This is a genomic window from Bradyrhizobium sp. SZCCHNS30572, from assembly GCF_032484415.1.
Classification (GTDB): domain Bacteria; phylum Pseudomonadota; class Alphaproteobacteria; order Rhizobiales; family Xanthobacteraceae; genus Bradyrhizobium.
In genome coordinates this window covers 89361-112725 of record NZ_JAUESY010000012.1, presented here as the reverse complement: position 1 = coordinate 112725, position 23365 = coordinate 89361, and the positions used below count along the sequence as shown (strand labels likewise).

Below are 23365 nucleotides of genomic sequence, written 5' to 3'. Positions count from 1 at the left end.
TTTCCGCGACCGAACCTCGGTCATCCGTAGCCGCTGTCGGCTCGGTTTGGCAATCGGCTTTGCCAGCCGGCACAGGAACAACGTTCACCGTTCCAGCGTTCATCGGCCATAGCGTGGAGTCCGAGCCCATGCCGCCCAAACGACGCAGCGCAGTAGTCAATCCGGCCATGCTGATCGAGCTGGCCTGCCACACCTTGATGGGCATCGCCATGGGGCTCGGCTTCGCCTTCGGGCTGACCCAACTGGATGCGTTCGGCATCTCGACCCTGATCGCCCACAGTGTCGATCCGCACGCGACGCTCGTGATCTTCGTCGGTGTATTGACGCTGTCCTTTGCTGTCGGCGCAACGCTGACAGGATTCGTATTCACGATGATGGAGGAGAGATAGACCCGACGCGCGCCCAGCTTGTCATATGCGCGTCGCGCAAACCATGCAGATGGACGGCAGGTTCGACCGGCGCGGAGATGACGAAATGGCCGGACTGCTCGGTGCAGGCGATCCGCGGCTTCGCGAGGCCCGCCTCGGATCTGTGGGCGATGTTACACCGTTGGGCGCGCGGCCCTCATGAACGGCTGGCTAGCTCTGTTCGCGGCCGGAGCTCTCGAGATCATCTGGGCGCTTGGCCTGAAGCATTCCGACGGCCTGACGCGCTTCTGGCCCAGCGTCGCCACCGTGATCGCCATTCTGCTCAGCTTCGCGATGATGTCGCTCGCGCTGCGCTCACTGCCGTTTGGCACCGCCTATGCGGTATGGACCGGGATCGGCGCGGCCGGGAGCATCCTCGCCGGTATGATCCTCTACAGCGAGCCGGCGGACCCGACACGGCTGATCTGCCTCACGCTGATCATCACCGGCATGATCGGGTTGAAGCTGAACTCGCCGGTCTGACACCATCGACGACCTCCGGCAGGAGCGCGACAGCTCGACGCTGCCGAACACGACCAGGGCGAGCACAAACGGCAACAGGTGATAGAGCGCGCGGAAGATCAGCAGCGCCGCCAGCAGGCGCTCCTGGTCAACGCCGCCCAGGCCCAGCAGGATCGTTGCGTCGAACAGGCCGATGCCGGCTGGGGCATGGCTGGCAAATCCAAGCAAGGTCGCGGCAATGAAGACCGCCATCAGCCGCGCGAGGTCGATGCCGAGTTCCGGCGGCATGAGGACGTACATTGCCAGCGCCGCGGCGCTGAGCTCGAACAGGCCGACCACGATCTGCAGCAGCACAGCGGGCCCGGACGGCAGTCGAACGGGCCAGCGCGCACTTCGCCGCCCGGGCCAGCTCCACACGACGAAGGCGGCAACGGCGCAAAGCAGTGCCGCGGCAACGAGACGGTTGATCGCCGGCGGCCAATATTCCATCCATCCGAAGGCATCCGGATCGATCATCAAGCTCAGGCCGAGCGCGGTGAGATTTCCGAGCCAGAAGGTCAGGCCGGTCAGGAAGCTGATATTGGCAATGTCGATCGCACCGAGCCGGTACGGCGCGTAGATCCGATATCGCACCAGCGGCGAGACCAGCGCGACCGCACCGATGCCGTGCGCGATCGGGTAGCTCGTGAAGCTGCCGAGCGCGGCGGCGCGATAGGGAATGTCCCGGCGACCGATCGTCCGCAACGCGAACAGGTCGTAGAGCGTGAGGCTGGCGTAGGAGAGGACGATGAACGCCAGCGCCATCGCGATCAGATGAAGGTCCGTGGCCTCGACGATCGACAGAACATGAGCAAGGTCGAGCTTCTTGATGGCGCGTGCCAGGACATACACGGCCGCAGCTGCAATCGAGAGGCTCAAGGCCAGTCCGCCCAGACTGCGCAACCAGATTCTGCGGTTCGATCGCAGCGGCGGAACGTCGGTCAGGTCAGCCATTCAACGTGGTTCGCTTCAAACATGCGCCGGCCGATTCGAGCAGGACGATGGCGCCGTTTGACACACCGATGTGACAGCGGCGTTACCGTTGTGCGCTGCCCACATGGCTTAATTATCTGTTAACGACGGACGATCGTTCACCGCTACCAACACGGCGAGCTGCAATGCAGCACCACATTCGCGATCATTCAAATTTGAATTAATCGCGGGCGGGTTCGAGCGTAATGACGTGGACCGTATCAGTACGGATGCATGAAGGTCGCATCTTCGTCACGCGGACTTTCTAAGACGAGTGCCGGACGTCAACATTCGAGGCAGCATGAACGCGGAATTCGAACACGAACTCACGCCGGACCAATGGGAGACGCTGAAGGCGCTTCGCATTCCCGCGCGTGAACGCCGCAGGCTGAACGGCATGATTGTCGACGAGCTCACTGCATTTGGACTCGCCTCCATCGACAATGGCGCGGCAACACTCACAATGGCCGGCCGCAAGGTGCTCGTCAGGGGATCCTCACGCCTGCTCGATGTCGCAGCCTGATCTTTAGGAGCGCGGCCTCCCCTTTTTTGAAGAGCCGCGCTCCGAATTCACCACATCGATTTCCGCGCACGCTCGGGCCACTCGCGATCGTACGCCGCGCCGTCGATGTCGTTGGCCGTCATCGCCGCAAGGATCTGTCCCGGCGTCGGCAGTTGCTGCGGGTCGACCCGCTTGTCCGGGTTCCAGAGATCGGCACGAACGATCGCGCGCGCACATTGGAAGTAGATCTCTTCCACCGTCATGACCAGGACGGAGCGCGGCAGCTTGCCTTCCATCCGGAACGACTCCAACAGATCGGGAGCGGTCGACAGGTGACCGTGCCCGTTCACACGCAGCGTGTTGCCCGATCCCGGAATCAGGAACAGCAGTGCGATCCGCGGATCGCGCACGACGTTGCGCAAGGAATCCACGCGATTGTTGCCGCGGCGATCCGGCATCATCAGCGTCTTGTCGTCATGGATGCGGATGAAGCCGGGAAGATCGCCGCGCGGCGAACAGTCGAGACCTTCGGGACCACACGTCGCCAGCGCCACGAAAGGCGACTTCTCGATCATGATCCGGTAGTGCGGCGTCACGCGATCAGCCACCTTCGCCGTCGATGCCAGCCCCGTCTCGCCATAGATCGCCTCGAGCTGCTCAATCGTGGTGATGATCGACATGGCCGCTTCCTCCCTCGGATCCGATCGGTTCTGCGTCGATCGGTCGCTTGATGATGTCCGCCAGCCTGTGACCGTGCGGCTCGGGATCGCCGACATTGACGATCGTGACGTCCGCCGCGGTGTCTTCGCTCACCGCCCGGTGAAGACGCTCACCGATATCGCCGTCACTCGGACGGTGCCGCTTGCCGAGCCGTTCGGCGAGAACATCCGCCGGCGCAGTGATGGCGACGACGATGACGTCGGCATAGTCCCGGCGCGCGGCGGGAATGATCGTTCGCGAGACGTTCACGACCACGATGCGGCCGGCCAGGATGTCATTCTTGATCGCGCGCGGCACGCCGTAGTCGTGTCCGTGGGCCTCCCAATGCAGCGCGAACTCACCGGCGCTGAGCGCCTCACGAAAAGCGGACGCGCTCATCTCGAGATTATCCTCGAAAGCCGAGGCCTCGCGCGTGACGATCCGCCGCGGAAAAACGATCCGGTCGTCGCCAGCGCATTCGCGGCGCGCCACATTGAGCAAGGTGTCCTTGCCCGCGCCGCTCGGCCCGACCACCAGGATCAGGCGGCCGGGACCGAGCTTCGCGGGCGTCTTCGCCGATGCAACCTCGGTTTCGCTCATGCCACCCGCTGTCCTTCCCGCCAGACGCTGCGCACGACCGACAACTGGCCCGCGACATGGACGCGGATCAGGTCCGCACGCTTGCCCACCGCGATCTCGCCGCGATCATGCAGGCCGACGGCGTCCGCAGGGGCCTTGGTGACGGTGCGGACGGCCGCCGCAAGACCGATGGACGGCACCCGCTGCGGCAATTGCAGCGCGCCCATCAGCAGGCTCGACGGGACGTAGTCCGACGACAGAATGTCGAGCAGGCCCTCGCGCGCCAGGTCCACGGCGGCGATATTGCCGGAGTGAGACCCGCCGCGCACCACGTTCGGAGCGCCCATCAGAATGCTGATGCCCGCCTGGTGAAGGCCCCGCGCGGCTTCCATCGTGGTTGGAAACTCCGCGACCGCGATGCCGTCCTTGATTGCATCGGCGACGTTCTCCTCCGTCGTGTCATCGTGACTGGCCAGGGGCACGTCATGGGTCTTCGCCAGTGCAACGATGTCGCGCATGTTCGGCGCCGCATAGGCCTGCTGATAGGCGAAGCGGCGTGCGAACATCACGTCGAGCTCCGCATCCGTCTTGCCGCCGCTTTTGCCGCGATAATAGTCGCGCAGCTTGCCTTCGTCGCGAAACTGGCGCTGCCCGGGCGTATGATCCATCAGCGACATCAGCCGCACATCCGGACGCCCCGCCAGTTGCCGCGCCTCCTCGACCACGGTCGGCATCGGCACCTCGCAGCGCAGATGCAGGAAGTGATCGGACCGCAGCAGCCCGCCGTCGCGCGCCGTCGCGATCGCTTCCGCGAGCACATTGGCCTGGCCGTCGACGCCCTCGGCGCCCTCCTCGCTCCACACCCGCAGCGAATCCAGCACCGTCGTGATGCCCGCGGTCGCAAGTTGCCCGTCATAGGAAATGACCGCAGCAACGGGATCCCAATAGACCTTGGGGCGGGGCACGAAATGCGCCTCGAGGTGATCGGTGTGCAGTTCGACCAGCCCGGGCATCAGCAGGTCGCCGCCGGCATCCAGGCTGCCGGCCGGCGCCGCCCCCTCGCCCAGTTCCGCGATCAGGCCTCCGGCGATCGCCACCCAGCCCTGCTCGACGACCCGGTCGGCGAGGACCAGCCTGGCATTGCCTATCACGATATCGGACATGTTCGCGCTCATCTGCAATGTGTACCTCATGCCGCCGCAGCGAATGTCGTGACGTCGACCGTACGATCCGCAATCTGCGCACGGATATCGTCATCATGCACGATCGCGAGCATCGCCACCCCGTCCTTCTTCTTCGCCGCAATCAGGTCGACCACGACCGCACGGTTCGCCGCATCGAGCGACGCGGTCGGCTCATCGAGCAGCAGCACCGGGACGTCGGAGATGAAGCCGCGAGCGATGTTGACCCGCTGCTGCTCGCCGCCCGAGAAGGTCGATGGCGGCAGCGACCACAGCCGCTCGGGAATGTTCAGCCGCCGCAGCAGTCCTCCCGCCCGCACCCTCGCATCGTCGCGCGGCAGGCCGGCCGCGAGCAGCGGCTCGGCAACGACATCGAGCGCAGGGACACGCGGCACCGCGCGCAGGAACTGACTGACATAACCGATGGTCTGCCGCCTCGCATGGAGGACAAGGCGCGGCTCGGCGCCGGCGAGATCGGTCATCTCGCCGAGGTGCCGGACGCCGATGCGTCCGCCATCGCAACGGTAGTTGCCGAAGATCATCTTCAGGATCGACGACTTGCCGGCACCCGACGGTCCCGACAACACGACGCATTCGCCGGCCTTGACCTGGAACGACACGCCGCGCACCACGGGCAGCGATATGCCGCCCTGCAGATGCATGGTGAAGGTCTTCTCTGCACTTTCGACATCGATCATCACGGTCATCGCATTGGGCTCATTGCATCATGGCCGCAGGATCGAGGATACGAGTAGCTGCGTGTAAGGCTCGCGCGGATCGTCGAGCACCTGGTCGGTGAGGCCGGTCTCGATCACCCGCCCCTCCTTCATGACCATCACACGATGAGACAGCAACCGCGCCACGGCCAGATCGTGGGTCACGACGATGGCGGCGAGGCCGAGCTCGTTGACGAGGCTGCGCATCAGATCGAGCAGGCGCGCCTGCACGGACACGTCGAGTCCTCCGGTCGGCTCATCCATGAACACGAGCCTGGGCTCGGTCACGAGATTGCGCGCGATCTGCAGCCTCTGCCGCATGCCGCCGGAATAGGTCCGCGGCGCATCGTCGATGCGGGCAACGTCGATCTCCACGCGCGCGAGCCAGGACGAGGCGGTCTGCCTGATCTGACCGTAGTGATTCCAGCCGACCGCCATCAGCCGCTCGCCGACATTGGCGCCGGCGGAGACCGCCATGCGCAGGCCTTGCGTCGGGTCCTGATGGACATAGCCCCAATCGGTGCGGAACAGAAAACGGCGCTCCGCCTCGCCAAGGCCGGCAAGATCGCGCAGCACCCCGTCCCGCATCCGATAGGACACGCGGCCCAACGTCGGAGCCAGTTGCGCCGACAGCATCTGCAGGAGTGTCGATTTGCCCGAGCCGGACTCGCCGACGATGGCGAGCACCTCGCCGGGATAGAGCACGAAGGAGACGTCGCGGCAGGCTGCCAACCGGCCGTAGCTCTTCGCAAGCCCTTCCGCGACGAGCAGCGGCTGATCGGACGCGCTGATCATCTCAGCCATGGGCGCTCTCCTTGTGCGGGGCGGCGCTCTGCTCGCCACGATGTCCGGACGCCTGGCGGCCCTCGCAGTAATCGGTGTCGGAGCAGACGAACATGCGGCTGCCCTTGTCGTCGGTCACGATCTCGTCCAGGTAGGAATCCTCCGCGCCGCACAGCGCGCAGGGTGCATCGAACTTGTAGCGCGTGAACGGATGGTCCTCGAAATCCAGCGAGACGACCGGCGTATAGGGCGGAATGGCATAGATTCGCTTCTCGCGTCCCGCACCGAACAATTGCAGCGCCGGGCAATTGTCCATCTTGGGATTGTCAAACTTCGGCGTCGGCGACGGATCCATCACGTAGCGCGCATTGACCTTGACCGGATAGGCGTAGGACGTCGCGATGTGACCGAAGCGTGCGATGTCCTCATAGAGCTTGACGTGCATCAGGCCATATTCGGCCAGCGCATGCATGCGGCGGGTCTCGGTCTCGCGCGGCTCGAGAAAGCGCAACGGCTCCGGGATCGGCACCTGATAGACCAGCACCTGCCCCTCGTGAAGCGGCGCCTCGGGAATGCGATGCCGGGTCTGGATCACGCTCGCCTCTTCCGTCGACGTCGTGGTCGCGACGCCCGCGGTCTTGGCGAAGAACTTGCGAATCGAGATCGCATTTGTCGTATCGTCCGATCCCTGATCGATGACCTTGAGCACGTCGTCGGGACCGAGAATGGCGGCGGTGACCTGCACACCGCCGGTGCCCCAGCCATAGGGCATCGGCATCTCGCGGCTCGCGAACGGCACCTGATAGCCGGGAATCGCGATCGCCTTCAGGATGGCGCGACGGATCATCCGCTTGGTCTGCTCGTCGAGATAGGCGAAATTGTAGGTCGGCGCGTTCATTCCGCAGCTTCCTTCAATTCGGGAACGGCATTGGCCTCGGCGAACTCCTGGCGCAGCTTGCGCAGCAGTCCGAGCTCGGACTGGAAGTCGACATAATGCGGCAGCTTCAGATGCTCGACGAACCCGGTCGCCTGCACGTTGTCGGAGTGCGACATCACGAACTCCTCATCCTGCGCCGGCGCGACCATGTCCTCGCCGAGCTCGCGCGCCCGCAAGGCGCGGTCGACCAGCGCCATCGACATCGTCTTGCGCTCGCTCTGCCCGAAGGCGAGGCCATAACCGCGCGTGAAGCACGGCGGCTCGGTCGCCGACCCCTTGAACTGGTTCACCATCTGGCATTCGGTCAGCTCGATCGATCCGAGCGGCACCGCAAAGCCGATCTCCTCGGCCAAGAACTCGACCTCGACTTCGCCGAAGCGGATTTCGCCGGCGAAGGGATGGTTGCGGCCGTAGCCGCGCTGGGTCGAGTAGCCGAGCGCGAGCAGAAAGCCCTCATCACCGCGTGCGAGATTCTGCAACCGCAGATCACGATCCGCGGGAAAGCCTAGGGGATCGCGGGTGAGATCGCCGACCGGCGCGCCAACATCGGCTTGCGGCGACGGCTCGATCAGCCCGTCCTGGCCGAGAATATCGGTGACACGCGGCGTCGGCGCATTCGGCGCCTCGGCACGGGCCGGCGGCTCCGGCTCGGCGGCGGCCGCCAACTGCGGATCGAGCAGCCGATGCGTATAGTCGAAGGTCGGCCCGAGCACCTGGCCGCCCGGAATGTCCTTGAAGGTCGACGAGACGCGCCGCTGCACCCGCATCGCACCGGTGTCGACCGGCTCGGTCGCACCGAAGCGCGGCAGGGTCGCGCGGAAGGCACGCACCAGGAAGATCGCCTCGATCAGATCACCGCGTGCCTGCTTGATTGCGAGCGACGCGAGCTCGCGGTCGTACAGCGAGCCCTCGGTCATCACGCGATCGACGGCAAGCCCCAACTGCTCGGAGATCTGCGCCAGCGAAAGTTCGGGCACATCGCGATCACCCCGGCGTTCATGCGCCAGCAGCCGGTGCGCGTTCTCGATGGCGCGCTCGCCACCCTTGACGGCAACATACATGCCTCACTCTCCTGCGGAAACGAGTCGGGTCGTTCGCGGGATGGCGACGATGGACGAGCCATCGACCAGCACCACATCGACACCACGCGGAAACAGCTTCTCATTGATCGACAGCCGCTCGAACAGATCGGCGGGCGCGACCGTTGCACGGAACGATGTCGTCCCGTCGATGCCAGGACCGCGCAGCTTGAACGCCGGCCCTCCGGACAAGCTCGGCACCTGCAGGATCAGCGTCGTCGAGCGATCAGGGTATTCAGCACTGCCGAGCGCGAATGAATCCAGATCAGGCAGCGCTTCGGCGTCCGCCGCCACCGCAAAGCAAGCGAGCGCGGCATCGGCGACGATCGGCGCCCCGGTGTGAAACTTGAGCCAGGCGCCGACCTCGGGCGTGCCGGCGAGCGGCGCATCGAGCCAGATCGGCGTATCGTGATCGAACAAGGTCAACGCGATCGCGGCAGCACCAGGCATCAACGACGACGGCCGGCCGACATTGCCCTCGACCTGCCGCACATTGCCCGGACGCGCCATGGCCTCCATGACGGTACGGAAGGTCGATTGCGCGGACAGGACATTGTCGGCGAAACCAGGCTGCAGATCGGAAGCGGCAGCAGCCATCAGCTTTCTCCTCGCACCATCGTATAGAAATCGACACGCGTGGCCGCAGCCTCCTCCGCTCGATGCTCCCGCGATGCGCGCATCAGCTCCTGCAGCGGCGCGACCACCTGAGTCTCGATCGATCGCGCATGGCTCGACGACTGGATCATCGCGTCACACAGCGCCATCAGACGCGCCTTCCCGGCGTCTCGTCCGAGCACATAGCCGAACCCGACCTCGCCGCTCTCCAGCCGTACCGCGGCGCGCGACACCGTCGCTTCGCCGACATTGAACGGCGCACCATCACCGCCGATCCGGCCCCGCAGCATCACGAGACCATTCTCCGCCGGACGCAGGTCGCGATACTCAGGCAGCGCCAGTCCGTCGAGCCTGACGCGGATGTCCTCATGCGAGGCATGCGCCAATACCCGCATCGCCGTCCTGCGCCGGTCCTGCATCGCGGTCTCGCCCTCCATCGTCACCTCGAACTTGCTATCGCGAAGTTGTCTATGTTAATAGACAACTTCGTAACGAAGCGCCATGACTGTTTGATGACATGGGCGTGATTTTCAGGTCGCGCAGCGGAGAACCGCAGATGAGCATGCAGGGCGCCGACTCGGGCGTGGCACTGTGGCGCCGGGTGGCCGACGGCATCGAGCGCGACATCGCCGACGGCCGCTTCGCGGCCGGCACCCGCCTGCCCGGCGAGACCGAGATCGCCGAAACCTACCGCGTCAACCGTCATACGGTGCGTCGCGCGCTCGCGACCTTGGCCGAGCGCGGCCTCGTGCGCGCCGAGCGCGGCAGCGGCACTTATGTCGAAGCGCCTCGTCTGTCATATCCCCTGAGATCGCGAACCAGGTTCTCCGAGATCGTGGGCGCCGGCGGGCGCGAGCCGCGCGGACAGTTGATCGCAGCGTCCGAAGAGTCGGCGACGCGCGAACTCGCGCACGCGCTCCGACTGAAGACGGGGGCGCCGCTGGTCCGAATCGAGGCACTGCGTCTTGCCGACAAGACCCCCATCTGCGTCAGCACGTCCTGGCTGTCGTCCGAGCGATTTCCCGAGGCCGGCCACATCTTCGCATCGCTCCGCTCGATGACGGCGCTGCTTGCGCATTACGGCATTCGCGACTATCGCCGCGGCGCGACCAGGATCACGGCGGCCATCGCCGACGCGAGCGACGCCGCACGGCTCGACCTCGCGCTGGGCCGTCCGGTGCTGGTGGTCGACAGCACCGACATCGATGCCGATGGGACGCCGCTGGTCAGCAAGCGCTCGCGCTTCGCGGCGGAGCGCGTGACGTTCGAGGTCGAGAGCTAGACCAGACCCCGCCGCCTCGCTTCGTTCTTGCGCCCTCAGTCGATGAGCGTGCCGTCCTGATTGAAGAACGGATGCGGCCCGTTGAAAATCCCGATCGGCACCTGATGCGTGACGACCGTTCCAAATCCCGGTCCTGGAAACCAGGCATGAAGGTGAAAGGCCGGTGGCTCGATCCGGAAGGATGGCGGGCGAAGCTCGGCCAGGTCGAGCGCGACGGCATGGTTCGGTGCCGGGCAGATCGTGCAGGGGATGCCCGCAAACCGGGTCAGCGTCGCGCGATGAACGTGACCGCACCCGATCAGTTGCACCCGCGGATGGCGCGTGAGGACGGCCGCGAGATCGTCGGCGTTGCGCAGGTTCTGCCGGTCCATGTGCCAGATGCCAGTGGCGAACGGCGGGTGGTGCAGAAACAGCAGGGCCGGCCTTTCGCTGGATCCGGACAGCGCGGCGTCGAGCCATTGCAGACTCGCTTCATCGAGCTCGCCATGCGGATGGCCGGGCACGCTGGAATCGAGCAGAAGCAGATCGAGATCGGCCAACTCCACGCACCGGTTCAGCGGACCGGTGGGCTGACCATGCAGAGCGTCCGGAAACGCCGCGCGCATCAGCTCGCGTGAATCGTGATTGCCGGGCACGGCGACGAATGGAGTTTCGAGCTCGGCGAGAAGATCCTTGAGATGATCGTACTCGGCCGACAACGGCGTATCGACGAGATCGCCGGAGATCACCACCAGATCGAGCTTCGGCTCGAACCGGTTGAGCTCCGTGATGCAACGGGTCAACGCGCGCGCCGTATCGACGCGGCGGTAGGCGAGCCGGCCGGGCGCCTTGATGTGCAGGTCGGATATCTGGGCGATGACGACGGGGCTCTTGGTCATCAGCAGATCAGCCTTTCTCCGGCAACAGCCGAATGGAGTCCGGTGCAATCCGCAGGCCGATCCGCTCTCCCGCAGCGACCCTGATCGAATTCGGCGCGTCCACGGTCAGTGCAATTGAGGCGGCGTCGCGGACGATGATCCGCTGCCGGTCGCCGACAAAGCGGACGCTGTCGACGACGCCAGTCAGACTCGATGCCGCGGCATCGACGATCCCGATCGTTTCCGGCCGAACCATCGCCACCGCCAGGTTACGTGGACCGGGATCGGCGATCGGCTGCCGACCTCCCGGCAGAACGAGCTGGGCGCCGTCGATCGGCGCCTCGATGATGTTGGCCGCGCCGACGAACTCCGCGACGAATCGATCGGCGGGCGAGAAATAGATCTCGCGCGGCGTCCCGATCTGGGCGATGGCGCCCTTGCGCATCACGACGATGCGGTCGCCGAGCTCCATGGCTTCGGCCTGGTCATGCGTGACGTAGATTGCCGTGATTCCGAGCGTTCGCAACAGGCCGTTGAGCTCGCCGCGCAACCGCTCGCGGAGCGCTGCGTCCAAGGCGGTGAGCGGCTCGTCGAGCAGCAGCACGCTCGGCCGGATGGCGACCGCGCGCGCGAGCGCGACGCGCTGGCGCTGACCGCCCGAGAGCTGATCGATGCGCCGATCTTCGAGGCCGGCGAGGTTGGTCAGCGCGACCAGCTCGGCGACCCGCGCGGCGCGCTCCGGCTTGGGCACGCCGCGGATCTTGAGCCCGTAGCCGATATTGTCCGCGACGGTCATGTTGGGGAACAGCGCGTAGGATTGAAACACCATGCCGACATTGCGTTTCTCGATCGGCTGCCTCGTCAGATCCTTGCCGCCGAAAAGCACGCGCCCGCCCGCATCGGGTGTTTCGAGCCCGGCCACGATCCGCAGCAGCGTGGTCTTGCCGCAGCCGGACGGCCCCAACAGCACCAGCGTCTCGCTCTGCGCGATGTCGAGCGTGGCGCGCGCAAGCGCGCAGGTCCCGTCGGCAAAGGTCTTGCCGCAATTCTCCACCTTGAGGGCGGCTCCATGCCGGGTCATCGTGCTCACCTCAGGCTTCCTCTCTCGCCGATCCATTGCATGGCCACCAGCAGCGGGATGATCATGACGAAGAAGATCAGCGTGTAGGCGGACGCGACCTCGAGCCGCATCGATGCGTAGCTGTCGGCGAGGCCGACGGGCAATGTCTTGGTCAGCGGCGTATGCAACATCCAGGTCAGGTTGAACTCTCCGAGAGATAGTGTCACCACCATGAGGCTGCCCGCCAGGATGCCGGGCGCGGCGTTGGGAACGATGACGTCGATGAAGCGGCGCCATGGCGCGGCTCCGACCGATGCGGCACCTTCGTCGAGCGACTTCACGTCGATCGTCGAGAACACGGCCATGACGGACCGCACCATGAATGGCATCGTAAAGATCACATGGCCGGCGAGGATGAACAGCCATGAGCGGCGGAAGCTTCCCGCCCCGCCATAGGTGAGCAACAGCGCGAGCGCGATGGCGAGCCCGGGAATCGCGAGCGGCAAGGTGATGATCTCCTCGACCAGCCGCGCCAGCCGTCCGCCGCGAACGTACAGCGCATAGGCAGCGGGAACACCGACCACGAGCGTGACCGCCAGCGTGCCCAGCGCGATCAGGATCGATGCCATGATCGTGCCCGCGTAGAGCTCCCAGACCTGGGCCACCCACTGCAGCGTCACGCCGGATTGAATGCCGCGGAAGTAGTTGACGGTCACGCCCGCGGCGATCGAAAGGCCGGCCGGCACGGCCAGGAAGGCGGCGACCAGCAGTGTGAACAGCAGTTGAAGAATGAAGATGGCTCTGTCGCGCACGTGCCTACCCTGCCGCTGCCACCGAGCTGCCGGCGAAGGAGCGCGCCAATGCGAGCATCAGCCAGGTCATCAGGCCAAGGCCGACCGAGAGCGCCGCCGAGGTGGCCAGGTTTCCGGCCAGCGTGAACTCCGTGTAGATCAGCATCGGCAACACGTCGATGTTCGTGGCCAAGGTGAATGCCGTTCCGAACGCGCCCATCGCCGTCGCGAACGCGATTGCGCCGGATGCGATCAGCGCCGGGGTCAGTGCCGGCAGAATCACGTCGCGCAGCACGGCCCAGGGGCTTGCGCCGAGCGAGCGCGCGGCCTCCTCCAGCCCCGGGTCCAGCTTCTGCGCGGCAGCCATGATCGTGAGGATCACCCGCGGAATCGAGAAATAGAGATAGCCGAGGAACAGCCCGTAGATCGAATAGGCGAATACGAGCTTGTCGCCGGTGAGCCGGGACGAGACCTCGCCGATCAGCCCCTGACGGCCAGCCAGAAGGATGATCATGAAGCCGACCACAACGCCCGGAAAAGCGAGCGGAAACGTCAGGATCGCAACCAGGATCGCGCGGCCCGGAAACCGGTGACGCTGCAGAAACAGGCCGGCGATCGTCGCGATGATCAGGGTCGCGATCGTGGTGGCCGCCGCCAGCGCCAGCGTGTTGAGGAGAGTCGTGCGGTAGCGCGGTTCGAGAATGATCGCGAGATATTCGGTCAGACCGTGCGGTCCCTCGGCGCCGGTCGCGAGCAGCCTCGCCATCGGCAACAGGAAGAATGCCGCGGTGACGGCTGCCAGGGGCAGCAGGCAGAGCCGGACGAAGGATTTGTGCGACATGTGATCAAGTGCACCTCCGCCGGATCGTCTCCGGCGGAGGCGCGGTGCTCCTTCAGCGGACTTCGGACAGATAGCGATCGACGAAGCCCTTCTGCGCAGCTTCCATATCGCCCCAGTTCACGCTCTTGGCGCGGGCGTAGTCGCTGTCCGGCAGGAACTTGTTCTTCACCGAGTCCGGCAGCTCGATCGGGCGCGCCGGACGCAGATAGGCATTGGTCCAGATCGCCTGGCCCTTGTCGGAGAGCAGATAGTCGATCACCTTCTTCGCCTTGTCCTTGTCGGGCGCGTTCTTCACAAGGCCGACGACATAGGGAAAGACCACCGAGCCTTCGCAGGGAATCACGAACTCGAAATTGCCCTTCTCGGTATATTTCGCGCGGTAGGCGTTGAAGTCGTAGTCGAACAGGATCGGGATCTCGCCCGAGACGACACGCGCATAGGACGTCTGCTTCGGCACGATCGGATCGTTCTTGCGCAGATCCTTGAAGAACGTAAGGGCTGGCTCGAAATTGGCCTGCGAACCGCCGAGCGCGAGGTTGACGGCAACCGCGCCGACATAGCCGACGGCCGCAGAGCTCGGATCGAGGTAGCCCACCATGCCCTTGTAGTCGGGTTTGAGCAGGTCCTTCCAGCAGGCCGGAACGGGCTTGCCGCCGAGCGCGTCCTTGTTCACGAACAGGCCGAGCGTGCCGGAGTGGATCGTGGTCCAGTAGCCGTCCGCATCCTTCAGGCCGGCGGGGACCTGATCCCAGTTTGCGGGCTTGTAGGCCTCCAGCGCGTCCTGCGTCTTTGCCTTCATGCCGAAGGTGACGCCGAAATAGCCGATGTCGCCGACCGGATTGCTCTTCTCGGCGAGGATCTGCGCCAGCGCCTGGCCGGAGTTCTTGTTGTCGTGTGGAATGTCGTAGCCGAGATCGGTCTTGATCGCCTTGAGCATCGAGGCCCAGTCGGCCCATTCCGGCGGGCAGTTGTAGCAGATGACGTCCGCGGCCTTGGCCGGCTGCCATGATGCGGCAACACATAGCGCGAGCAGCGCGAGAACGAGGCGAGTGAGCTTCATGAAGACGGACTCCGTATGTCCTGGCATGGCAGCCAGTTCCGGAGCTTCCCCTAAAGGCGGCACATGAAGGATTTGCGACAGTCGGTGCAGCACACACAGCCGGCACCGCATCCTGATCGTTCGTAAGCGAACGATCGCAACCTTCGGATGCCGCTCCGGTCAGGCGATGGCGCGGCGGCCGATGATCGCAAAGCGCAGCTTGCCTGAGATCCAGTCGATCACAGCCACCGCCACGAGGATCATCAGGATCAGGAACGACACCTTCTGCCATTCCAGCACGCGGATCTGCTCCGCCAGCTGCAGCCCGATGCCTCCCGCGCCGACGATGCCGATGATCGTCGCGGAGCGCGTGTTGGATTCGATGAAGTAGAGCACCTGGCCGGCAATCACGGGAAGAACCTGCGGCAGAAGGCCGAAGCGGATCTCATGCAGCGGGCTGCCGCCGGCAGCGCGAACGCCCTCGACCTGCCGCCGGTCGGCGCTCTCCATCGCCTCCGAGAACAGCTTGCCGAGCGCTCCGAAATCCGAGACCGCAATCGCCAGCACTCCGGCGAACGGCCCGAGGCCGACGACATTGATCCAGACCAGCGCCCAGATCAGTGTGTCGACGCCACGAATGGTGTCGAACAGGCGACGCACCGGAAAACGGAAGATCGCCGACGGGATGATATTCCTGGCTGCAAGCAGGCTGACCGGAAGAGCGAACACGGCCGCCAAGGTGGTGCCGAGCACCGCGATCGAGAGCGTCTCGCCGAGCGCCTTGAGATAAATCGGAAGCGATGAGCCGGGATCCGGCGGCAGCATCATCCGCGCGATCCAGCCGAGCTGGCCGAGGCCGGACAGCATCCGCGACGGCGAGAAGTCGAGATCGACCAGACCGAAGACGAAGATCGCCACGGCCAACGCCAGCACGAGCGGCGTTGCAAGGCGTGCGGACAACGGCCGATTGAAGATCTGCGGATAGCGCTCGGCGAGCTGCTTCGGGTCGGGTGAGCCGGAGATACTCATGTGCGGGCCTCCGAGCCGAACAGGCGGCCGCGCAGCCAGCCGGTACCGATGTCGATCAGGAACACGGTGACCACGATCATGACAAGAATGGCGCTGACGTCGGAATAGTAGAACTTGCGGATCGCGACCACGAGCTCCTGGCCGATGCCGCCGGCACCGACGAAGCCCATCACGGACGCCTCGCGCACGTTGATCTCGAACCGCAGCAGCGTGTAGCTGGAGAAGCCGGCGATGACCTGGGGCAGCACGGCAAAGCGCATGCAGGACAGCCAGCTCGCGCCGGTGGCGCGCACGCCCTCGACCGGCTTCATGTCGGCGTTTTCGACGACCTCGGAGAACAGCTTGCCGAGCGCACCGCTCGAATGAAGGGCGATGGCGAGGACGCCCGGGATCGGCCCAAGCCCGAAAGCAATGACGAAGATCAGGGCGAACACGACGCTCGGAACGGTGCGGGCGAATTCCAGGAGCCGGCGCACCGTGAAGCGGATCCACGGCGCGGGCGAGGTGTTCTCGGCGGCGAGGAAGTTGAGACCGAATGCGACGAGCATTCCGGTCATCGTGCCGACGTAGCTGATCAGCAGCGTCTCTGCCAGAAGCTTGATCCACTTCTTGAAGCCCCAGAACCATTCGGGCAGATTGGTCCAGACCCGCTGCCCGTCGTCGAGCGTGAAGATGCGATCGAAGTAGCTGATGAAGTTGCCGAAGTAGGTATAGAACGTCCGCGGATTGACCTCGGCACCGATGGCCGCGGCGAAGAGCACCGCCAGGAATACCATGGCGGACAGGGCAAGACGCAAACGGCGGCGCGAAACGGCCCGCCGATAGGTCTCGTTCAGAGCCGCAAGCTGCTGGCTCGGAAGGATCGAAACGGCAACAGCCATCGGCTTCGTGCTGCTCTTGGTTCGGACGTGCGAGGGATTCTTCAACGGACGAGCCGGGCCCCACGAGACCCGGCTCACCATCGATGGATCGTCGATCAGGACGCCTTCTTGCGCAGGCTGTCGACGAATTTGATCAGGTCGATCGTGCCATCCCAGTCCTTCGTCGTGGCAGGGTGGAAGCCCTTCTTCTGGCCGTCGGAGAGACGGTCGAAGGCGGCCTTGTCCTTGATCGGCGCATCGAAGAAGGCCTTGGCGATCGCCGATTTCAGATCGGCCGGCAGGTCGGTGTTGTAGGCGTAGGGGCCGTTGATGATCGGCGCCGACTTGTGAATGATGCGGAAGTCGTCCTTCTTCATCGGCGAACCGTCAGCGTTCTTCAGCATGCCCTTGGTCAGCATCTGCGCCAGCGTCGAGTCGTTGTCGCTCGTCCATTGGTTGGCCGCGATGTCGACAGTCCCCTGCGACAGGGCCAGCACCGCGTTCTCGTGGCTGCCGGTGAAGACAACCTTGCCAAAATACGTCTCGGCGTCGGTCACGCCCATCTTGTTGAGCTCGAAGCGGGGCACGTTGTTGCCCGACGTTGAGTTCGGATCGACGAGGCCGAGATTCTTGCCCTTGAGGTCTTCGACCTTCCGGTACGGGCTGCTCGCCTTGACGAAGAACACCGAATAGTAGCCGGTGCTGCCGTCGGAGTTGATGTCGTTGGCGAAGGCATCGGTCTTGACCCCGGTGAGCCGGGCGCGGGCGAACGAGGCCGAACCGTAGCTCGCGATGTGGATGTTGCCGGCGCGCTGGCCTTCGATCACGGCCGCATAATCGTTGGCGATGCGCAGCGTCACCTTCACGCCCAGCTCTTTCGAGAGATAGTTCACGAAAGGCGTCCAGCGCTCGGTGACACCCGAGGCGTTCTCTGCCGGGACCACGGCGAAGGTCAGCTCAGGATACTTCGCCTTCCAGTCCTCGGCTGACGCCGAGGCCGTGAAAGCCAGCGCAGCGACGCCCGCCAGAACGATGCGACGATTGATCATAACATGCCCTCTTGTTGCAGTAAGTAACAGGTCTCGCCCCCGCGCCATGCGGAAGCTCGAGCTTGCAGAAATCCGCGTCTCAGGCCACGGCCGCTTCGCCGAGTACCGGCACCGTTGCCGCCGGTGCCGGATGGATCGAACCCATCACCTCGTCCGCCTCGAGATCGTAGAGTTCACGTGCGATCTGCGCCGTCAGCGCCGACGGCACGTCGTCGAACACGATCCGTCCGGTCGCCATGCCGATCAGGCGATCGCAATAGCTGCGCGCCAGATCGAGCGAATGCAGATTGCAGACGACGGTGATGCCGAAATGCTTGTTGATGCGCAGCAACGCGTCCATCACGATCTTGGTGTTACGGGGATCGAGCGAGGCGATCGGCTCGTCTGCGAGAATGATCTCGGGGTTCTGCACCATCGCGCGCGCGATCGCGACGCGCTGCTGCTGCCCGCCCGAGAGCTGATCGGCGCGCTGCGCGGCGAGGGAGGCCATGTCGAACTGCTCGAGCGCCGACAGCGCCATGGCGACATCCTCCGCTGGCCAGAGCTGCGCCAGCGAGCGCCACGACGGGATTTCGGCCAGTCGCCCCATCAGCACGTTCGTCAGCACGTCCAATCGGCCGACCAGATTGAACTGCTGGAAGATCATCGCCGAGCGCGCGCGCCACTGCCGCAGGTCACGGCCGCGCAGCGCCGTCACGTCGAGATCCTTGAAGAGGATGCGGCCGCCGCTCACCGGGCTCAGGCGATTGATGGACCGCAGCAGGGTCGACTTGCCGGCGCCGGAACGCCCGATCACGCCGACGAAGCTGCCCGGTGCAACAGAGAAGGATGCATTGTCGACTGCGGCTTTCATGCCAAAACGGCACGTCAGGCCATCCACCACCAGCATTGAATTCTCCAGACGCCTCGCTTTGGCCTATCGCTAACGTCTGGATTCTACGGTTATGTGACAGCGACACTGCGGCGCCACATCCGTCCACACGCTGGCCGCAGTCATGCAGATGTCACGCCTCTGTCATAAGGGAGATCCAACACCCTCACAGGCGTAGAGACAGGACGCGAGATGGCCGGCAAGTCGCTTTCGATTGAACCTACCGTTGACCCTTCGGCCAAGCTCCAGGACGTGACGCTCGGCGCCTATTGCGAGATAGGCGCCCGCACCATCCTGCAGGAGGTGACGATGGGCGACTACTCCTATGTGGTCAACGATTCCCAGATCACCTACACGAGGATCGGGAAGTTCTGCTCGATCGCGGCGATGACCCGGATCAATCCGGGCAACCACCCGATGCAGCGGGCGACGCAGGCCCATTTCACCTATCGCGCCAGCGCCTATTTCCCAGGAGAGCCGGACGATGCGGAGTTCTTCGCCTGGCGGAGAGAGCATCATGTCCAGATCGGACACGATGTCTGGATCGGCCATGGCGCGATCGTGCTGCCGGGCCGCAACATCGGCACCGGCGCGGTCGTGGCGGCCGGCGCCATCGTCACCAAGGACGTTGCGGCCTATACCATCGTCGCCGGCAATCCGGCGCGCCCGATCAAGCGCCGGTTTCCGCGCGAGGTCGAGCAGCGGCTGCTGGATCTGGCGTGGTGGGATTGGAATCACGAGGCGCTGCGCGCGGCGCTGCCGGATTTCCGCAAGCTCGCGATCACCGCGTTTCTCGACAAATACGAGGCTGCCCTCGACGCACGCGTCTCGGTGCGGCAGAGTGCCGCCCCATGACCGATATCTCCATCTCGCGAGGCCGCTGCCTCGTCGATACCGACTTCGTCGACACCTCCTTGATCATATCCGGCGGCGTGATCGCCGGCATCGGGACACCGGGACGCCGGTCGGGTCTCGAACTCGATGCGGAGGGGCTCACCGTGCTTCCCGGCATCGTCGACATTCATGGTGATGCGTTCGAGCGCCAGATGATGCCGCGCGCCGGGGTCGATTTCCCGACAGACGTTGCGCTGATCGACAGCGACCGCCAGGCCATCAGCAATGGCATCACCACGGTCTTTCACGCGACGACCTGGTCATGGGAGCCGGGCCTGCGCAGCGCCGACAATGCGCGGCGCCTGCTCGAATCGATCGAAGCGCTGCGCCCGCGGCTCGCAGCCGACACGCGCTTTCATCTGCGTCACGAGACCTTCAATCTCGACGATGAGGAGGAGATCGGCCGGTGGCTCGCCGACCGGCGCGTTGACCTGTTCGCCTTCAACGATCACATGGATTCGACGGTGGCGAGTCTGGACAAGCCGCACAAGCGCCAGCGCATGGTCGACCGCACCGGCCTGCCCGGCGCGGAGTTCGACCGGTTGGTCGCGCGCATCGCCGCTCGCGCCGACGCCGTTCCGGCCTCGATCGCGCGGCTGGCCGAGATCGCACGCAAGGCTGGTGTCCGCATGCTGTCGCATGACGACAACAGCCCGGCCATGCGCAAGGCGTTTCGCAGCCAGGGAGTGACCATCGCAGAGTTTCCGGTCAATGAGGAGACCGCGCGCGAGGCCGCTCAAGGGGACGACGCGATCGTATTCGGCGCGCCCAACGTCGTCCGTGGCGGCAGCCATACCGGGTGGACGAAGGCCAGCGACATGATCGCCAAGGGCCTCTGCTCGGTGCTGGCCTCCGACTACTACTATCCAGCGCCGCTGCTGGCAGCGTACCGGCTTGCGGCCGACGGCGTTCTTCCGCTGGCGCGCGCCTGGGATCTGATCTCGGGCAGCCCTGCACGCGCAGCCGGGCTGGCGGACCGCGGCACGCTCGCCGAGGGCCGCCGCGCCGATATCATTCTGGTCGACGACCGCGTGCCGTTGCGCCCCCATGTCGTCGCCGTGATCGCGTCCGGCCGGCTGGTCTATCTCACCGAGACCGACCGGCTGAACGCCCGGCCGGCGCGTGCCATGGCGGCGGAGTAGCGAACCATGGCCAATCTTCTGCGCTATGCGATCTATTATGCTCCACCAGCGACGGCGGATCTGGCGGAATTCGGCGCGAGCCTGCTCGGATACGACGCGTGGAGCGGCGATGACCGCAGCTTTCCGAGCGAGATCGTCCGCGCGGTTCCAGACTGGGCTGAGCTGACCGCAGACCCGCGCAAATACGGCTTTCACGCGACCTTGAAGGCTCCGTTCGAGCTGTCCGATGCGGAGAACGAAGCCGCGCTCCGCAGCGCCTGTGCCGCGTTCGCGGCCACGCCGCGAGCCGTCCCGGCCATCCGTCCGATCGTGGACGCGATCAGCGGCTTCATCGCGATGATCCCCGGCGAGCCGTCGCCGGCGCTGCAACAGCTCGCGGCCGATTGTGTCCAGGCCTTTGAGCCATTTCGCGCTCCGATGACGGCCGACGACCGTGCTCGGCGCAAGCCGGATCTGCTGACACCACGGCAGCGCGATCATCTCGATCGTTGGGGTTATCCCTATGTCATGGAGGATTTCCGCTTCCACATGACGCTGACCTGCCGGCTGTCCGACGAACGGCGCCGGCCGATCCTGATGATGCTGCAGGAGAGATTCGCGGCACTGTCACTGACAAAGCTCCGGATCGACAGGATTGTGCTGTTCCGCCAGGCCAATGCCCACGAACGTTTCCGCATCATCGGAGACTGGCCGCTCACGGTCGTCCAGGGGGGATAGCGGCGTCAGTTCGGCATGGCCTGCATAGTGCGGCGGCGCCTCGCGGTCGAAGACCGAGAGTGGCGGCGAGATGTCGGCGCGCTCCCGCGGCAGGGCTCCCCATCCTGCCGCGAGCGCGGCTGAGGTCGCGAGAAATCGTCGATCGATCGACAGGCTCGCGCTTGCATTTGGTGCCGAGACAGTTTCGCTCATGGTGATGAACTCCTCCCAGGCCGATGAAAATCTGCGAGGAGACTATGGTCAGGTCATCGCGCAGCAAGGCGAAATAACAGACGCGATCTGCCGAAAAGCTGACAACACTGTGCGCCGTGCGACACCTTGCACCGTGCCGCGCCGTGATCTGCCGACGGCTTGTCGCCTTCATGCCGCTTAGCGAGTCGCCGTGGTCAAACGTGCATCGCGACGAAGGCGATAATGTCAATTTTGCCACTTCGGCCGCACAAAGAAATTGCACGTCGGGCGTCGTCGAGACCGTCAACACGACGTCGCATGGCGCTTCGACCAAGCGGATATCAACCTCATTTTGCCGTGGCGACGACGCGCGCGCTCCGGCTGTCGTCGCTCGATGTCCGATCGCAATGTCACGAAGCCGACTCTCCAAGCCAGCTCCATCCAAAAGCTCCCCATCGCCACGGCCTCGCACTCGCAGCATGTTGCCGCCAAGTGTCGGGTTTTCGACAATCCACTGATACTAAAAACGAATGGCATATCGCTTGCAATGCACAATGCGCCTCGCTATTGCAGCGCAATAATTTTCTTGGAGTGCCCCAATGCTCGGAATCGGAAGCAAGCTGCCATCGTTTGAAATCGTCGGCGTGAAACCCGGCTTTCATCTTCAGGAAGAGAAGGGCGAGAGCGCCTTCGAGACGCTGACCGAGACCAGCTTCCCTGGAAAATGGAAGATCATCTTCTTCTATCCGAAGGATTTCACCTTCGTCTGCCCGACCGAGATCGCCGAGTTCGCGCGCCTGGCGAAGGACTTCGCGGACCGCGATGCCGTCGTGCTCGGCGGCTCGACCGACAACGAGTTCTGCAAGCTCGCCTGGCGCCGCGACCACAAGGATCTGCACAAGCTGCCGATCTGGCAATTCGCCGACACCAAGGGCGCATTGGTCGACGGCCTCGGCGTCCGCTCGCCCGACGGTGTCGCCTATCGCTACACCTTCATCGTCGATCCCGACAACACCATCCAGCACGTCTATGCGACCAACCTGAATGTCGGCCGCGCTCCGAAGGATACGCTGCGCGTCCTCGACGCGCTGCAGACCGACGAGCTCTGCCCGTGCAACCGCGAAGTCGGCGGCGAGACCCTGAAGGTCGCCTGATCGTGTCGATCGAGCAGCTGAAGGACCAGATCCCGGACTTCGCCAAGGACGTCAGGCTCAATCTGTCGTCCATGGCCTCCGACGAGACGCTGTCGCCGCAGGCCAAATATGGCCTGCTCGTCGCCTGCGCGATTGCGACTCGCAATCCGAGCGTCGTTGCGGCCTTCGAATCGGTTGCGGCCGCGCAGCTGTCGCCCGCCGCTTTGGCGGCGGCGAAATCGGCCGCCGCGATCATGGCCATGAACAACGTCTACTACCGCTTCGTGCACCTTGCCTCGAACAAGGAGTACGCGACGATGCCGGCCCGGCTGCGGATGAACGTCATCGCCAACCCCGGCGTCGCCAAGGCCGATTTCGAGCTGTGGTCGCTCGCGGTGTCCGCCATCAACGGCTGCGGCACGTGCATCGATTCGCACGAGAAGGTCCTGCAGGATGCGGGCGTGCCCGCGGCCACGATCCAGACCGCCGTGCGCTTTGCCGCCATCATCCAGTCGGTTGCCGTTGCGATCGAAGCCGCTGGTGTGTCCGTCGCGCTGGCGGCGGAATAAGAATCGATCGGATATGTGAATGCGGCCGGCATTGTCCGGCCGCATTTGTTTTTCGCCATTTCTCGCCTGAGTTGCAGAATTTCCCGGCG

At 64.8% G+C, this 23365-nt stretch carries 27 protein-coding genes; 9 read left to right on the top strand and 18 right to left on the bottom strand.

Going from position 1 to position 23365, the window contains the following annotated elements; translation table 11 throughout:
- The first annotated feature begins 128 nt into the window (after positions 1 to 128).
- From QX048_RS31305 to QX048_RS31295, 3 genes are all read left to right on the top strand, one after another.
- Entirely contained in the window at positions 129 to 389 is a 261-nt protein-coding gene (locus QX048_RS31305) for a hypothetical protein (protein WP_315825146.1), read from the top strand.
- Between the two features lie 177 nt (positions 390 to 566).
- Entirely contained in the window at positions 567 to 890 is a 324-nt protein-coding gene (locus tag QX048_RS31300) for a multidrug efflux SMR transporter (protein ID WP_315713012.1), read from the top strand.
- Between the two features lie 1291 nt (positions 891 to 2181).
- Positions 2182 to 2403 carry a hypothetical protein gene (locus QX048_RS31295; RefSeq protein ID WP_315713638.1) on the top strand — a complete coding sequence of 74 codons (222 nt, stop codon included), beginning with the start codon at positions 2182 to 2184 and terminating at the stop codon, positions 2401 to 2403.
- Between the two features lie 47 nt (positions 2404 to 2450).
- Here the strand turns inward: QX048_RS31295 and QX048_RS31290 are convergent, their stop codons facing one another.
- Genes QX048_RS31290 through phnG form a run of 9 tightly spaced genes read right to left on the bottom strand, consistent with a single transcriptional unit; the run spans position 2451 to position 9408 of the window.
- Positions 2451 to 3062, bottom strand: a complete 612-nt coding sequence (locus tag QX048_RS31290; RefSeq protein ID WP_315713014.1) for a pyridoxamine 5'-phosphate oxidase family protein — start codon at positions 3060 to 3062, stop codon at positions 2451 to 2453.
- Positions 3040 to 3681, bottom strand: coding sequence for a phosphonate metabolism protein/1,5-bisphosphokinase (PRPP-forming) PhnN (gene phnN / locus QX048_RS31285; RefSeq protein ID WP_315825147.1), 642 nt, complete (start codon positions 3679 to 3681; stop codon positions 3040 to 3042). Before phnN ends, QX048_RS31290 begins: the two co-directional genes overlap by 23 nt.
- A complete protein-coding gene (locus tag QX048_RS31280; RefSeq protein WP_315825461.1) occupies positions 3678 to 4835 on the bottom strand; it encodes an alpha-D-ribose 1-methylphosphonate 5-triphosphate diphosphatase in 1158 nt (385 codons plus the stop codon). The genes phnN and QX048_RS31280 overlap by 4 nt, the downstream gene beginning before the upstream one ends.
- Positions 4836 to 4849: 14 nt before the next feature.
- A complete protein-coding gene (gene phnL / locus QX048_RS31275; protein WP_315752885.1) occupies positions 4850 to 5548 on the bottom strand; it encodes a phosphonate C-P lyase system protein PhnL in 699 nt (232 codons plus the stop codon).
- An 18-nt stretch (positions 5549 to 5566) separates the two neighbouring features.
- Entirely contained in the window at positions 5567 to 6361 is a 795-nt protein-coding gene (phnK, locus tag QX048_RS31270) for a phosphonate C-P lyase system protein PhnK (protein WP_316200830.1), read from the bottom strand.
- Positions 6354 to 7238, bottom strand: coding sequence for an alpha-D-ribose 1-methylphosphonate 5-phosphate C-P-lyase PhnJ (locus QX048_RS31265; protein WP_315752883.1), 885 nt, complete (start codon positions 7236 to 7238; stop codon positions 6354 to 6356). Before QX048_RS31265 ends, phnK begins: the two co-directional genes overlap by 8 nt.
- Positions 7235 to 8338 carry a carbon-phosphorus lyase complex subunit PhnI gene (locus QX048_RS31260; RefSeq protein WP_315825149.1) on the bottom strand — a complete coding sequence of 368 codons (1104 nt, stop codon included), beginning with the start codon at positions 8336 to 8338 and terminating at the stop codon, positions 7235 to 7237. Before QX048_RS31260 ends, QX048_RS31265 begins: the two co-directional genes overlap by 4 nt.
- A gap of 3 nt (positions 8339 to 8341) precedes the next feature.
- Entirely contained in the window at positions 8342 to 8953 is a 612-nt protein-coding gene (gene phnH / locus QX048_RS31255) for a phosphonate C-P lyase system protein PhnH (RefSeq protein ID WP_315825150.1), read from the bottom strand.
- Complete coding sequence (gene phnG, locus QX048_RS31250) at positions 8953 to 9408, bottom strand: phosphonate C-P lyase system protein PhnG (protein WP_315825151.1); 456 nt, start codon at positions 9406 to 9408, stop codon at positions 8953 to 8955. Before phnG ends, phnH begins: the two co-directional genes overlap by 1 nt.
- A 119-nt stretch (positions 9409 to 9527) precedes the next feature.
- Between phnG and phnF the strand changes: the two genes are divergently transcribed.
- Positions 9528 to 10253: a phosphonate metabolism transcriptional regulator PhnF gene (gene phnF, locus QX048_RS31245; RefSeq protein WP_315752880.1), complete on the top strand. Its 726-nt coding sequence runs from the start codon at positions 9528 to 9530 to the stop codon at positions 10251 to 10253.
- 35 nt (positions 10254 to 10288) lie between these two features.
- On the opposite strand, the gene QX048_RS31240 is transcribed toward phnF, so the two are convergent.
- The 9 genes from QX048_RS31240 to phnC all read right to left on the bottom strand — a co-directional run bounded on the left by QX048_RS31240 (position 10289) and on the right by phnC (position 18668).
- The gene (locus QX048_RS31240) at positions 10289 to 11131 is read right to left on the bottom strand and encodes a phosphodiesterase (RefSeq protein ID WP_315825152.1); all 843 of its coding nucleotides are present in this window, start codon (positions 11129 to 11131) and stop codon (positions 10289 to 10291) included.
- A 7-nt stretch (positions 11132 to 11138) separates the two neighbouring features.
- On the bottom strand, positions 11139 to 12191 hold the full coding sequence (locus tag QX048_RS31235) for an ABC transporter ATP-binding protein (protein ID WP_315825153.1): 1053 nt from the start codon (positions 12189 to 12191) through the stop codon (positions 11139 to 11141).
- A gap of 5 nt (positions 12192 to 12196) precedes the next feature.
- On the bottom strand, positions 12197 to 12982 hold the full coding sequence (locus QX048_RS31230) for an ABC transporter permease (protein WP_315810534.1): 786 nt from the start codon (positions 12980 to 12982) through the stop codon (positions 12197 to 12199).
- Between the two features lie 4 nt (positions 12983 to 12986).
- Positions 12987 to 13802, bottom strand: a complete 816-nt coding sequence (locus QX048_RS31225) for an ABC transporter permease (protein ID WP_315713039.1) — start codon at positions 13800 to 13802, stop codon at positions 12987 to 12989.
- Between the two features lie 52 nt (positions 13803 to 13854).
- On the bottom strand, positions 13855 to 14862 hold the full coding sequence (locus tag QX048_RS31220) for an ABC transporter substrate-binding protein (protein ID WP_315752875.1): 1008 nt from the start codon (positions 14860 to 14862) through the stop codon (positions 13855 to 13857).
- Between the two features lie 159 nt (positions 14863 to 15021).
- Positions 15022 to 15870, bottom strand: a complete 849-nt coding sequence (gene phnE, locus QX048_RS31215; protein ID WP_315713042.1) for a phosphonate ABC transporter, permease protein PhnE — start codon at positions 15868 to 15870, stop codon at positions 15022 to 15024.
- Positions 15867 to 16751, bottom strand: coding sequence for a phosphonate ABC transporter, permease protein PhnE (gene phnE / locus QX048_RS31210; protein WP_315825154.1), 885 nt, complete (start codon positions 16749 to 16751; stop codon positions 15867 to 15869). The genes phnE (QX048_RS31215) and phnE (QX048_RS31210) overlap by 4 nt, the downstream gene beginning before the upstream one ends.
- Positions 16752 to 16846: 95 nt before the next feature.
- Positions 16847 to 17779: a phosphonate ABC transporter substrate-binding protein gene (phnD, locus tag QX048_RS31205; RefSeq protein WP_315713046.1), complete on the bottom strand. Its 933-nt coding sequence runs from the start codon at positions 17777 to 17779 to the stop codon at positions 16847 to 16849.
- A 79-nt stretch (positions 17780 to 17858) separates the two neighbouring features.
- Positions 17859 to 18668 (bottom strand): phosphonate ABC transporter ATP-binding protein, encoded by an 810-nt coding sequence (gene phnC, locus QX048_RS31200; RefSeq protein ID WP_315713048.1) that lies wholly within the window; start codon positions 18666 to 18668, stop codon positions 17859 to 17861.
- Between the two features lie 174 nt (positions 18669 to 18842).
- On the opposite strand from phnC, the gene QX048_RS31195 reads away from it, so the two are divergent.
- From QX048_RS31195 to QX048_RS31175, 5 genes are all read left to right on the top strand, one after another.
- Positions 18843 to 19505, top strand: coding sequence for a DapH/DapD/GlmU-related protein (locus tag QX048_RS31195; protein WP_315713050.1), 663 nt, complete (start codon positions 18843 to 18845; stop codon positions 19503 to 19505).
- Complete coding sequence (locus QX048_RS31190; RefSeq protein ID WP_315810539.1) at positions 19502 to 20686, top strand: alpha-D-ribose 1-methylphosphonate 5-triphosphate diphosphatase; 1185 nt, start codon at positions 19502 to 19504, stop codon at positions 20684 to 20686. Before QX048_RS31195 ends, QX048_RS31190 begins: the two co-directional genes overlap by 4 nt.
- Positions 20687 to 20692: 6 nt before the next feature.
- Entirely contained in the window at positions 20693 to 21403 is a 711-nt protein-coding gene (locus QX048_RS31185) for a DUF1045 domain-containing protein (protein WP_315752871.1), read from the top strand.
- 770 nt (positions 21404 to 22173) lie between these two features.
- The gene (locus QX048_RS31180) at positions 22174 to 22728 is read left to right on the top strand and encodes a peroxiredoxin (RefSeq protein WP_315713058.1); all 555 of its coding nucleotides are present in this window, start codon (positions 22174 to 22176) and stop codon (positions 22726 to 22728) included.
- A 2-nt stretch (positions 22729 to 22730) separates the two neighbouring features.
- A complete protein-coding gene (locus tag QX048_RS31175) occupies positions 22731 to 23276 on the top strand; it encodes a carboxymuconolactone decarboxylase family protein (protein WP_315825155.1) in 546 nt (181 codons plus the stop codon).
- The last annotated feature ends 89 nt before the right edge of the window (positions 23277 to 23365 follow it).

Bases quoted from the DNA above. Each gene is read 5' to 3' on its own strand.
- QX048_RS31305 (WP_315825146.1), top strand. From the start codon at position 129: ATGCCGCCCAAACGACGCAGCGCAGTAGTCAATCCGGCCATGCTGATC.
- QX048_RS31300 (WP_315713012.1), top strand. From the start codon at position 567: ATGAACGGCTGGCTAGCTCTGTTCGCGGCCGGAGCTCTCGAGATCATC.
- QX048_RS31295 (WP_315713638.1), top strand. From the start codon at position 2,182: ATGAACGCGGAATTCGAACACGAACTCACGCCGGACCAATGGGAGACG.
- QX048_RS31290 (WP_315713014.1), bottom strand. From the start codon at position 3,062: ATGTCGATCATCACCACGATTGAGCAGCTCGAGGCGATCTATGGCGAG.
- phnN (WP_315825147.1), bottom strand. From the start codon at position 3,681: ATGAGCGAAACCGAGGTTGCATCGGCGAAGACGCCCGCGAAGCTCGGT.
- QX048_RS31280 (WP_315825461.1), bottom strand. From the start codon at position 4,835: ATGAGCGCGAACATGTCCGATATCGTGATAGGCAATGCCAGGCTGGTC.
- phnL (WP_315752885.1), bottom strand. From the start codon at position 5,548: ATGACCGTGATGATCGATGTCGAAAGTGCAGAGAAGACCTTCACCATG.
- phnK (WP_316200830.1), bottom strand. From the start codon at position 6,361: ATGGCTGAGATGATCAGCGCGTCCGATCAGCCGCTGCTCGTCGCGGAA.
- QX048_RS31265 (WP_315752883.1), bottom strand. From the start codon at position 7,238: ATGAACGCGCCGACCTACAATTTCGCCTATCTCGACGAGCAGACCAAG.
- QX048_RS31260 (WP_315825149.1), bottom strand. From the start codon at position 8,338: ATGTATGTTGCCGTCAAGGGTGGCGAGCGCGCCATCGAGAACGCGCAC.
- phnH (WP_315825150.1), bottom strand. From the start codon at position 8,953: ATGGCTGCTGCCGCTTCCGATCTGCAGCCTGGTTTCGCCGACAATGTC.
- phnG (WP_315825151.1), bottom strand. From the start codon at position 9,408: ATGGAGGGCGAGACCGCGATGCAGGACCGGCGCAGGACGGCGATGCGG.
- phnF (WP_315752880.1), top strand. From the start codon at position 9,528: ATGAGCATGCAGGGCGCCGACTCGGGCGTGGCACTGTGGCGCCGGGTG.
- QX048_RS31240 (WP_315825152.1), bottom strand. From the start codon at position 11,131: ATGACCAAGAGCCCCGTCGTCATCGCCCAGATATCCGACCTGCACATC.
- QX048_RS31235 (WP_315825153.1), bottom strand. From the start codon at position 12,191: ATGACCCGGCATGGAGCCGCCCTCAAGGTGGAGAATTGCGGCAAGACC.
- QX048_RS31225 (WP_315713039.1), bottom strand. From the start codon at position 13,802: ATGTCGCACAAATCCTTCGTCCGGCTCTGCCTGCTGCCCCTGGCAGCC.
- QX048_RS31220 (WP_315752875.1), bottom strand. From the start codon at position 14,862: ATGAAGCTCACTCGCCTCGTTCTCGCGCTGCTCGCGCTATGTGTTGCC.
- phnE (WP_315713042.1), bottom strand. From the start codon at position 15,870: ATGAGTATCTCCGGCTCACCCGACCCGAAGCAGCTCGCCGAGCGCTAT.
- phnE (WP_315825154.1), bottom strand. From the start codon at position 16,751: ATGGCTGTTGCCGTTTCGATCCTTCCGAGCCAGCAGCTTGCGGCTCTG.
- phnD (WP_315713046.1), bottom strand. From the start codon at position 17,779: ATGATCAATCGTCGCATCGTTCTGGCGGGCGTCGCTGCGCTGGCTTTC.
- phnC (WP_315713048.1), bottom strand. From the start codon at position 18,668: ATGCTGGTGGTGGATGGCCTGACGTGCCGTTTTGGCATGAAAGCCGCA.
- QX048_RS31195 (WP_315713050.1), top strand. From the start codon at position 18,843: ATGGCCGGCAAGTCGCTTTCGATTGAACCTACCGTTGACCCTTCGGCC.
- QX048_RS31190 (WP_315810539.1), top strand. From the start codon at position 19,502: ATGACCGATATCTCCATCTCGCGAGGCCGCTGCCTCGTCGATACCGAC.
- QX048_RS31185 (WP_315752871.1), top strand. From the start codon at position 20,693: ATGGCCAATCTTCTGCGCTATGCGATCTATTATGCTCCACCAGCGACG.
- QX048_RS31180 (WP_315713058.1), top strand. From the start codon at position 22,174: ATGCTCGGAATCGGAAGCAAGCTGCCATCGTTTGAAATCGTCGGCGTG.